General features: G+C 59.2%; 9 protein-coding genes and 2 pseudogenes. 1 reads left to right on the plus strand and 10 read right to left on the minus strand.

Going from position 1 to position 9,397, the window contains the following annotated elements; all coding sequences use genetic code 11:
- Window positions 1–213: hypothetical protein (locus tag BG455_RS17460; RefSeq protein ID WP_483880055.1), on the plus strand; the 213-nt coding region annotated here is incomplete at its 5' end.
- Window positions 214–291: 78 nt separating this feature from the next.
- On the opposite strand, the pseudogene BG455_RS11780 reads toward BG455_RS17460, so the two are convergent.
- The 10 genes and pseudogenes from BG455_RS11780 to BG455_RS11825 all read right to left on the minus strand — a co-directional run.
- Window positions 292–918, minus strand: a pseudogene (locus BG455_RS11780) (transposase domain-containing protein); the annotation flags it as partial.
- Window positions 919–972: 54 nt separating this feature from the next.
- Window positions 973–1,326: an IS66 family insertion sequence element accessory protein TnpB gene (tnpB, locus tag BG455_RS11785; RefSeq protein ID WP_071470210.1), complete on the minus strand. Its 354-nt coding sequence runs from the start codon at window positions 1,324–1,326 to the stop codon at window positions 973–975.
- Window positions 1,323–1,742, minus strand: coding sequence for an IS66-like element accessory protein TnpA (tnpA, locus tag BG455_RS11790; protein ID WP_071470211.1), 420 nt, complete (start codon window positions 1,740–1,742; stop codon window positions 1,323–1,325). Before tnpA ends, tnpB begins: the two co-directional genes overlap by 4 nt.
- A 253-nt stretch (window positions 1,743–1,995) precedes the next feature.
- The gene (locus BG455_RS11795) at window positions 1,996–2,937 is read right to left on the minus strand and encodes an ABC transporter permease (RefSeq protein WP_177190884.1); all 942 of its coding nucleotides are present in this window, start codon (window positions 2,935–2,937) and stop codon (window positions 1,996–1,998) included.
- Window positions 2,937–3,986 (minus strand): ABC transporter permease, encoded by a 1,050-nt coding sequence (locus BG455_RS11800; RefSeq protein WP_071470212.1) that lies wholly within the window; start codon window positions 3,984–3,986, stop codon window positions 2,937–2,939. Before BG455_RS11800 ends, BG455_RS11795 begins: the two co-directional genes overlap by 1 nt.
- On the minus strand, window positions 3,976–5,508 hold the full coding sequence (locus tag BG455_RS11805; RefSeq protein ID WP_071470213.1) for an ABC transporter ATP-binding protein: 1,533 nt from the start codon (window positions 5,506–5,508) through the stop codon (window positions 3,976–3,978). Before BG455_RS11805 ends, BG455_RS11800 begins: the two co-directional genes overlap by 11 nt.
- Before the next feature lie 30 nt (window positions 5,509–5,538).
- The gene (locus BG455_RS11810) at window positions 5,539–6,537 is read right to left on the minus strand and encodes a BMP family protein (protein ID WP_071470214.1); all 999 of its coding nucleotides are present in this window, start codon (window positions 6,535–6,537) and stop codon (window positions 5,539–5,541) included.
- Window positions 6,538–6,687: 150 nt separating this feature from the next.
- Window positions 6,688–7,977, minus strand: a complete 1,290-nt coding sequence (locus BG455_RS11815; protein WP_071470217.1) for an amidohydrolase family protein — start codon at window positions 7,975–7,977, stop codon at window positions 6,688–6,690.
- Between the two features lie 357 nt (window positions 7,978–8,334).
- Window positions 8,335–8,739, minus strand: a complete 405-nt coding sequence (locus BG455_RS11820; protein ID WP_071470215.1) for a hypothetical protein — start codon at window positions 8,737–8,739, stop codon at window positions 8,335–8,337.
- Between the two features lie 190 nt (window positions 8,740–8,929).
- Window positions 8,930–9,397: pseudogene (locus BG455_RS11825) on the minus strand (IS3 family transposase); the annotation flags it as partial.

The following is a 9,397-nucleotide window of genomic DNA, read 5'->3' on the forward strand; positions in this document are numbered from 1 at the left end:
CGAAACCGGCAGCAGCTCACCCATACTCATCCCGGGGTGACCACCACCCCCGGTTCTGACATCAACCTTACGCTTTCGGCAGTTCATCGACGGTTCGCTTTCGCTCGTCTCTCTGGATCGTACCTGACGGGATCGCGCCCCGTCGTTTCCACAACGCTCACCACCATCGCTCTTTACGACAGCAGCTTGTGGTGGTTTGGGATCGGCTCCTGATCGCCGAACCCGAGGGGCCTACCCTCATCTCTTTTGCAGTTACGCACCTCCTTTCCATGTCGGTACTCAGGACACACAATGGTCCGCATATTTGCTGACCAGCACATGCGCGATGGCCCCTTCAGTGGGGGGAGAGCAGCATCAATCAGGAAAGCGGGCACATGGGCCTGACGCACACCGTCAGTGCAAGCACGACACGCATATTTCGGGCGCATCGTGACAATCACCCGCAGCTGCGCAGGCACGATGTCCAACCGCTCTGTGCGATCTTCGCCGATCTTGTGCAGTCGCTATTGTTGCGCCATTGGTCCGAGCGACAATGGCGACACCACACCCACAGGGGCAGATCAGACTGTCCGGCTCGACGACATTCTCGATGCGCGGCAAGGATGCGGGCAGATTCCCGATATTGCGCCGCGGAGCAGGCTTTTTTCGCGGGCCTTCCCCTTTGGATGCCGCACGTGCTTCTTTCTCTGCCTCCACCTCCTCAACAGCGATAGTCAGGTCTTCAAAGGCCAGCTGGCGTTCATCCTCGGTCAGCTTCTCTGATCGTTTCCCATGCAGGGCATGGTTCAACTCAGCGATCAGATGTTCCTGGCGTTTGGTAATTTCCTTGAGCGTGCTGACCTGCTGCATCAACGCTTCCACGGCTGCGCGCTGATCGGCAGGGAGCGTGGAAAGGTTGATTGCAGGGGTGTTCGACATGCCCAGTTTTTACCGGAACCCATACCGAAATAAAAGCAAAAACAGTGCCTTAATCTACTCTGGCGAGCTCGGCGGACGAGGCTCAACCGGCTTGACCTTGCGCCAGTCCAGCCCGGAAAATAGTGCCTCAAACTGGGCATGGTTCAGCGCCATGATCCCATCCTTGATCGCAGGCCAGGTGAAGGTTGTGTCCTCCAGGCGCTTGTAAGCCATCACGAGACCTGAGCCATCCCAATACAAAAGCTTCAACCGGTCAGCGCGCCGCGCGCGAAATACAAACACCGTGCCAGTATAAGGGTCCTTGCGCAGCGTGGACGCCACCAGTGCGCAGAGGCCATCGTGACCTTTACGGAAATCGACAGGCTGCGTCGCGACCAGCACACGCACGCGGTTGGACGGAAAGATCATGCGCGCGTCTCCAAGCCACGCACGATCTCCACAAGCCGGTCCGTGCCTATATCCGCGTCCAGACGGATCGTGACAGCCACCGTGATAATCTCGATCGGCTTTGGCGACACCGACTGGATGGGTGGGTCGTCCTGTGAACTTGGCACCCGCGGACCCGACACAATGACCGGAGCGAAGCACAGACTGTCATCTTCCAGCACCGCCGGGAGAACCAGTTCACCGCGCCGCGCGCGACCACGCCACTCTGACAGGTGATTGGCCCGCAAACCGTATCGGCGCGCAACCTCATTCACCGTAGCCCCCGGCTCCAGCGTCTCCGCCACAATCCGCGCTTTCACCTCATCCGGCCAGCGCCGCTGACCATTCGTGCGGATATCTACCCCATAGTCACGGAGAAACTCATCCGTAGTCGCCATCGCGAAACTCCATCCCGATTTCAATCAGGCGGGAGATCGCAGCTCAAGGCAAAGCATGGAAGGTGGGTGCCAGAAAACGCTTACCGTGAATCACGCCGCAATGCATAAATCAATAGGTCCTGAGCCTAGTACTACAGTTCCACATAGGAGCGTATTTTTCGATGAGCGTTAGTGGCTGAGTGATGGTGGTGTCGTCGCCAGAGAGACCAAGCCCAGATAAAATTCGCGGTCAGCACAGGCTGGTCGGCGCCCCCTAACGTTCGCCGCGACGATAAGGCTTCATCAAGGCTTGGGGCACCCGCGCGCGCCGCGCCGTGACGGCCAGTACAGCAATCGCTGCGATATAGGGCGCCATCAGGAAAAGCTGATACGGGATGGAGTCCTCAAGCACGGATTGCAGGCGCAATTGATACGCATCCACTAGGGCGAACAACAGCGCTCCGGTCAGCGCCCAGCCCGGGCGCCATGATGCGAACACTACAAGAGCAATACATACCCAGCCGCGTCCCTGGATCATGGTCGGAAAGAAGCTGTTGAACGCCGACAACGTGAGGAAGGCGCCGCCCATCGCCATCATCGCGCTACCTACCATTATGCAGGCAAAACGCACCCGGACGGGATTGACACCTTGCGCCTCTGCGGCGTGGGGGTTCTCTCCTGTCATCCGGATCGCCAGCCCCAGTGGTGTGCGGAACAGCACATACATCAGTACCAGAGCAATAGCGAAGGCAAGGTAGGTAGGTGCCGTCTGGCTGGAAAGCACTGGGCCTAGGAAAGGGATGTCGCCAATCAGGCCTAGTTCGACGGGTTGAAACGGCCGGACCGTCGGCGGCGAGGCTGCCAACGGAACGCTCAGGCGGAAGATGAAATAGGCAAGCGACGAGGCAAAGAGTGTGATTCCCAGCCCCGTGACATGCTGCGACAGGCCCAGCGGCACGGTCAGCACCGCATGCAGCAGTCCGAAAACCGCTCCCGACAATGCCGCCACCAGCAGCCCCGTCCACAGACCCGTGCCATTGAACACCGCCAGCCAGCCGATCAGCGCGCCGAAGGCCATGATCCCCTCTATTCCTAGGTTCAGTACGCCCGCGCGCTCGCACAAGAGAGCACCCAGCGTGCCGAAGATCAGAGGTGTGGCGATCCGCAACACCGCCTCCCAGAGCCCTTGCGAGCCCAGAATAGCAATCATCTCCATCACCATCGCACCCGGTATTGTGTGAAGAAGAGTGCGACCAGCATGGTCAACAGCGACAGCGCCACCGTCACATCGGCGATGAAGCTGGGAACGCCGACGGCGCGGCTCATCCCGTCGGCGCCGATAAACATTATGGCCGTGAAACAGGCAGCTGCGATCACGCCCAGCGGGTTCAGGTTCGCCAGCATGGCGATTACGATGCCCGAATAGCCGAACCCGGGCGAAATATCTGTGGTCACATGGCCCCGCACCCCCATCACCTGGATAGCGCCTGCCAGCCCCGCCAGTCCGCCCGAGATGCAGGCCACCAGCACCAGCGTGCGCCCCAGCGGTACTCCCGCAAAACGCGCGGCGCCCGCGTTGAACCCGGCCGCCTTTGATTGCAACCCAAAGATCGTACGCGCCTGGATCAGATAGATAACCAAGGCCAGCAGCAGCGCGACAATCAGCCCAGCATGAAGCCGCGTGCGCTCCATCAGCCGGGGTAGTGTGGCGTTATCGGCCACCGGCACCGATTGCGGCCAACCAAATGCCAGTGGATCGCGCAGCGCGCCCTCGACCATCATCGACACGAACAGCAGCGCCACGAAGTTCAGCAGGAGTGTGCTTACCACCTCGTCGACCTTGAAAACCTGCCGCAGCCCCAGAGAAACGAGCATAAGCGCCATACCCCCAAAGGCGCCCACAACAAACAGGATCGGGATCGCGAACGCCGAAGGAAGTCCTGCGGTTAGCTCTGCACCCACCGCGGCAACGCCGATAGCGCCGAGCAGTAACTGCCCCTCGCCACCGATATTCCACAAGCGCGCGCGAAATGCTACTGCTGCGGCCAACCCAGTCAGGATCAGCGGCGTGGCTCGCGTCAATGTTTCGGCAATGGATGAGCGCGTTCCGAAAGCGCCCAGCAGAATAAAACGATAGGCCTCAATTACAGAGGCGCCAGCCAGCGCGATCAGCCCACCCGCAAGTACCAGCGCCGCAATAATCGCCATCACCGGGGCACCGATTATCAGCGCGGTCGAGCGGGTTTCACGTAACTCAAACCGCATTTTGCGCGCCCTCCATACCCCAGTCGCCCGCCATCATCAGACCCAACCGTCGGGCGTCAGCGTCTTCAGCTCGGATTTCCGGCGAGAGCTGCCCACTTACGATAGCGCAGATTCTGTCTGCAAGATTAATAACCTCGTCAAGATCCTCGGAAATCAGCAGTACTGCCGTCCCCGCTGCGCGGGCCTCAAGCAGGCGAGAATGGATAGCAGCAATCGCGCCCTCGTCTAGTCCGCGCGTGGGTTGTGCGGCGATCAGCACGCGCGGCATCGCGAGTAGGTTCCGGCCCAGAATAAGCTTTTGCACATTACCTCCGGACAGCAGCTGCGTGCGATGATCTGGCCCACCGCCGCGCACATCGAATGCGTCTATCACCTCTTGTGTCCAAGCGCGCGCCGCACCCCGGTCGATTACGCCAAAGCGTGAGAACCGGCGCAATCCGATGCGTTCCAGCGTAACATTCTCCCACAGGGTCAACTCCCCCACCACACCCTCATGGTTGCGATCCTCAGCAATACGCCCAACGCCCGCACGCACCTGTGCAGGCACATCCGCACGGGTGATCCGACGGCCGAGGATAATCAGCTCGCCCGCGCTTGGGGCCAGCACACCAGACATGACCTGACCCAGCGCCGACTGCCCGTTGCCCGAGACGCCGACAATGCCCAGCGTCTCGCCTGCGCGCAGCGTGAAACTAACGTCGCGCAATCCAATCGCATCACGGCGGCGAACGCTGACATTGCGCGCTTCGATCACCATTTCGCCAGGGGTAGCTTGGGCACGTACCGGGCGGGTGATGCGCCTACCAACCATCAGCTCGGCCAACTCGTCCTTGCTGGTCTGTGCGGGGCGTCGCTCGGCCACGACGCGCCCCCGGCGCAAAACGACCACGCGGTCAGCGGCCTCCATCACCTCGTGAAGCTTGTGCGAGATGAAGATGAGCGACAGACCTTTGCGGGCCATCCCTCGCAGGATCTGATACAATTGCCGCGCCTCAGGCGGGGTTAGCACGGCAGTCGGTTCATCAAGAATTAGGATCCTCGCATCGTTATAGAGAGCCTTTAAGATCTCGACCCGTTGTTGTTCGCCAACTGACAGATCACCCAGACGGCGGTCAGGCTCTACGCGCAGCCCAAAACGTTCGGCTAGATCCAGCAACTTGCGCCGCGCCGCGGCAGTGCGAGACCTCGGAAGCCACAGACGTTCCGTGCCGGTCATTACGTTTTCCAGCACCGTCAGGTTCTCTGCTAACGAGAAATGCTGATGCACCATGCCGATCCCGGCCTTAATCGCCGCACGGGGATTGCCGGGGCGCAATTTACGGCCTTCAATCTCGACAGTACCGGCATCAGCGCTGTAATGGCCGAACAGGATCGACATCAGCGTGGTCTTACCTGCGCCATTTTCGCCGAGCAGCGCCAACACCTCACCACGCTCAAGACTGAGCGAAATGTCATCATTTGCGAGTGTTTCGCCAAACCTGCGGGTAATCCCAGACAGGCGCAGCGCTACGGTCTGCGACATAATGGTCCAGCTCCCTGGCGTAGGTCAGGTTCAGCCGGGCTCGTCCAGGTTGACAGGCACTTCGAATGCACCCGAGATGATCTCGTCACGCCGCGCCAACATACGCTCGAGCGCCTCGGCCGGAATCATGTCTTCGACAAAGCTGATATCGCTGCCTCCCTGCGCGAGCAGGCTGAACTCAGTGTAGTCGCGTCCGGTGGGATTGCCAGCGCGGACATCCGCTATCGCGGCATCAAGTTTCGCACGGAACACCCAGACAGCGTTGGCAAAGACAGTGTTGGGGTAGCGGTCGCTATAGTCGATCAACGAGCCAACGGCCGGAACACCCCTCTGCTCGGCAGCATCGGCGGTGCCAATCCGTTCTCCAAAAAGGATATCCGCGCCTGAGTCGATCTGGGCCAGCGCGGCTTCCCGCGCCTGAGGTGGATCGAAAAACGTGCCGATAAAGGTCACCAGATGTCGTGCATCGGGGTTGGTCTCCAGCACGCCGGCCTCAAATGCGTTGATTAACAGGTTAACCTCGGGGATCGGGACTGCGCCAACCGATCCAACGATATTGCTTTCGGTCATCTCGCCTGCGAGCATCCCTGCCAGATAGGCGCCGTCATGATTCCATGTACCAAAAGTGCCAAAATTATCGCCATGGGGCTGGCCACTCGACCCCATCAGAAAGGCAACATCGGGGAAGTCATCGGCCACCGCGCGCGCATCACGCTCTACGGCATACGCTTCACCCACGATCAGGTCGACGCCCTGTTCGGCGAATTCGCGCATCACACGCGGGTAATCCGTGCTCGATATCCCCTCGGAAAAACTGTACTCGATTACCCCCTCGGCAGCCGCTTCTGTTAACGCCTCGTGCAACCTAGAATTCCAAGCGTTTTCAACTGGTGAGGCGTGGATGCCCACCACGCGCAGCGGTTGATCCGCCTGGGCGGGCGCGAGCAGACTGGTTCCTAATAGTATTGCAGTGGCGCCGAGCAAAATCCCACGACGCGAGAAGCCGGTCCCGTTGGTGCGTGTAGTCATGTCAAATCCCCCTGATATTGCTGACCTCGATTGTGCCAGTATTTCTGATTTTTACCATAAATTTTTACTCTTCGGTCAAATAAGCTGGCAAGCCGAAATTATATCAACCGGCCAGGAAAGGCAGCGGAAGCCTACAAAGGTAGCTGACGCCTAATCTGCGGGCGGTACAATCAGCGACGCGTCCAGCTCGGCACCGCGATCCGGAAGCGAGAGGCGCGTGATTTCGGGCTCGGTTTCAGCGATAATCCGCCCCGCCCGAATAACATAAAGCCGGCGGGCGCGCAGGCGTATGGCTTCCAGCGGGTCGCGCGCCTGAAGCACCACCAGATCGGCGCGGCAGCCCGGTGCGATACCGTATCCCTGCAGTCCCATAATCCGCGCCGGGTTCGTGGTCACGGCATCGAAAGCCTGCTGGCGCGCTATGACCGAGGTCATCTGCGCCACATGTACACCCATCTGAGCGACCTCGAGCATGTCGCCTGAACCCATGGAATACCAAGGGTCCATCACGCAATCATGGCCAAATGCAACCGTAAGTCCGGCTTCCATCAGCTCGGGTACGCGGGTCAGGCCACGCCGCTTGGGGTAGGTGTCATGGCGCCCTTGTAGGCTTATGTTGATTAGCGGGTTGGCGATAACATGCAACTGAGCCTCGACCATCAGCGGGATCAATTTGGAGACATAGTAATTGTCCATCGAATGCATCGAGGTCAGGTGCGAGCCAGCCACTCGGCCCTGCAAGCCGTTTCGGATTGTTTCCATTGCTAAGGTTTCGACATGGCGCGACATGGGGTCGTCGCTCTCGTCACAATGCATGTCTACTGGCAGGCCACGTTCCGCCGCAATCCGGCAAAGCTCTGCAACCGAAGCTGCACCATCCGCCGAGGTGCGTTCGAAATGCGGGATACCACCGATAACATCGAGCCCCATATCGAGCGCGCGTTCCAACGCCGCGCGGGCCTTTGGGGCGCGAAAATAGCCATCCTGCGGAAAGGCCACAAGCTGCAGATCCAGATAATGGCGTACGCGCTCACGCACCTCGATCAGCGCTTCCGCGGTTACAAGACGAGGGTCGCTGACGTCGACATGGCTACGAATGGCCAGCAGCCCGCGGCTCACGGCCAGATCGCAATAGCGCAGCGCCCGCTCGACAAGCCCTTCATGCTTGAGCGACGGACGCAACTCTCCCCAAAGTGCAATGCCCTCGAGCAGCGTGCCCGATCGGTTCAGCCGCGGCATCCCCAGCGAGAGCGTAGCATCCATGTGGAAATGCGCATCAACGAAAGGTGGTGTCACCAATCGTCCCGCTAGGTTCAGCTCTGCTGTGCCCTGTGCCGCGATCTCAGGCGCCACCTCTGTTATATGCGACCCAGCGATTGCGATGTCGACTGGACCGCGCCCATCTGGCAGGTTGACGTCGCGCAAAACGAGATCGGGCATAAGATATCCTTTCATATCAATGGGGGGTGCTGTGTCTTGACACATCGCCAACGCTAGCGGATCCGGCAGCGGCATGGAAGCGGCAAACAGGCTTCAAGCGCGAGGCTCCGGCTTTGTTGCTATTCAATGCCGGAACAGGACGGTTACGGGGCTGGCAACTTTTAGTGGATCACCATTGGCGACTGATCATTGTGGTAAGCAAGCTCCGCCATCAAAACTGCAAAAACCACCCGTACGGTATTGACGAACAATGAAGCGACCAGGCTCGATCGGCGGAATTAAACTGATATTATGGAAACTGTGCATTCTTGACCAAAGTAGTTACAGACTGAACTCGTTAAAATTCGCAAGCAGCAATCAAGTCCCAAGCCGCGCGCGCACTTCCTCAAAACTCGGATCCGCAGCGTAAAGCCTTTCAAATTCCCTCCACGCTTGCGCCCTGCGCCCTACTTGCTCATACAATACCGCCCGGTCATAGCGGATCTGATGCATCAGCCCGTCAGGCCGATCCTTCCTGCGCCGGTTCGCCAGTGTGAAAATATCAATGGCGGCATCCGGCATGCCCAGCGCCGCCAGTGCCTTGCCGCGATAGAGCAAGATCGCTGTATCGACAGGTGTTTCGTTTTGGACACCAGCTGTCACACGCACCACACGATCCATCAGCTCTCGATCTTCCGGGCTGTCCAGCGCCAGTTCCGCAAAAGACAGCACCACCACCGGATCGGTCGGGTCGATTTCCATCAGCCGCTCGATATGGGACATGGCCTCATCATTTCGCCCCTGAAGCTGCGGAATTTCCACCAGCGCAAGACGGATGCCACATTCGCGTGGAAAGATATGCGCAAATATATCAGGCGTGATTGACAGGCTGGCTGGAGGGTGATTTATTCATTTCTCAGGCAACCATATTGAGTGTGTTCAGGTTTGCATAGAATGAATAGCCCCTAGTTTGCTAGACGCCTTGCAGTTTCAGTTTCTGCTGTTGTTCGAAGTCGACCGGTGACAGCATACCGTTCCTAACGTGTTTGCGCTGCGGGTTGTAGAAGAACTCGATGTAATCGAACACATCCTAGCGGGCTTCTGCGCGGGTTTTATACTTTCTGCGCCGGATGCGTTCGCGCTTGAGCAGGTTGAAGAAGCTCTCCACCACCGCGTTATCCCAGCAGTTCCCACGTCGGCTCATGCTCGGGACCAGATTGTGCTGCTCGAGAAACTCCTGCCACTCATAGCCGGTGAACTGTGAGCCTTGGTCTGAATGCACATGGACCTTGGTCTTTGGTTTGCGCCGCCAGACGGCCATCAGCAGGGCTTGCAGCGGCAGGTCTGCATAGGTGCGCCCTTGCATTGACCAGCCGATCACGCGCCGAGAAAACAGATCGATCACGACCGCAAGATATAGGGTAAGCATCCGCCGAGGGCC

This window comes from Roseinatronobacter thiooxidans, assembly GCF_001870675.1.
Lineage (GTDB): Bacteria > Pseudomonadota > Alphaproteobacteria > Rhodobacterales > Rhodobacteraceae > Roseinatronobacter > Roseinatronobacter thiooxidans.

What these genes read in the sequence shown, in the direction of transcription:
- BG455_RS11820 (WP_071470215.1), bottom strand. Translation starts at nt 8,739, where the DNA reads ATGTCCCATATCGAGCGGCTGATGGAAATCGACCCGACCGATCCGGTG.
- BG455_RS11815 (WP_071470217.1), bottom strand. Translation starts at nt 7,977, where the DNA reads ATGCCCGATCTCGTTTTGCGCGACGTCAACCTGCCAGATGGGCGCGGT.
- tnpB (WP_071470210.1), bottom strand. Translation starts at nt 1,326, where the DNA reads ATGATCTTTCCGTCCAACCGCGTGCGTGTGCTGGTCGCGACGCAGCCT.
- tnpA (WP_071470211.1), bottom strand. Translation starts at nt 1,742, where the DNA reads ATGGCGACTACGGATGAGTTTCTCCGTGACTATGGGGTAGATATCCGC.
- BG455_RS11805 (WP_071470213.1), bottom strand. Translation starts at nt 5,508, where the DNA reads ATGTCGCAGACCGTAGCGCTGCGCCTGTCTGGGATTACCCGCAGGTTT.
- BG455_RS11800 (WP_071470212.1), bottom strand. Translation starts at nt 3,986, where the DNA reads ATGCGGTTTGAGTTACGTGAAACCCGCTCGACCGCGCTGATAATCGGT.
- BG455_RS11810 (WP_071470214.1), bottom strand. Translation starts at nt 6,537, where the DNA reads ATGACTACACGCACCAACGGGACCGGCTTCTCGCGTCGTGGGATTTTG.
- BG455_RS11795 (WP_177190884.1), bottom strand. Translation starts at nt 2,937, where the DNA reads ATGGAGATGATTGCTATTCTGGGCTCGCAAGGGCTCTGGGAGGCGGTG.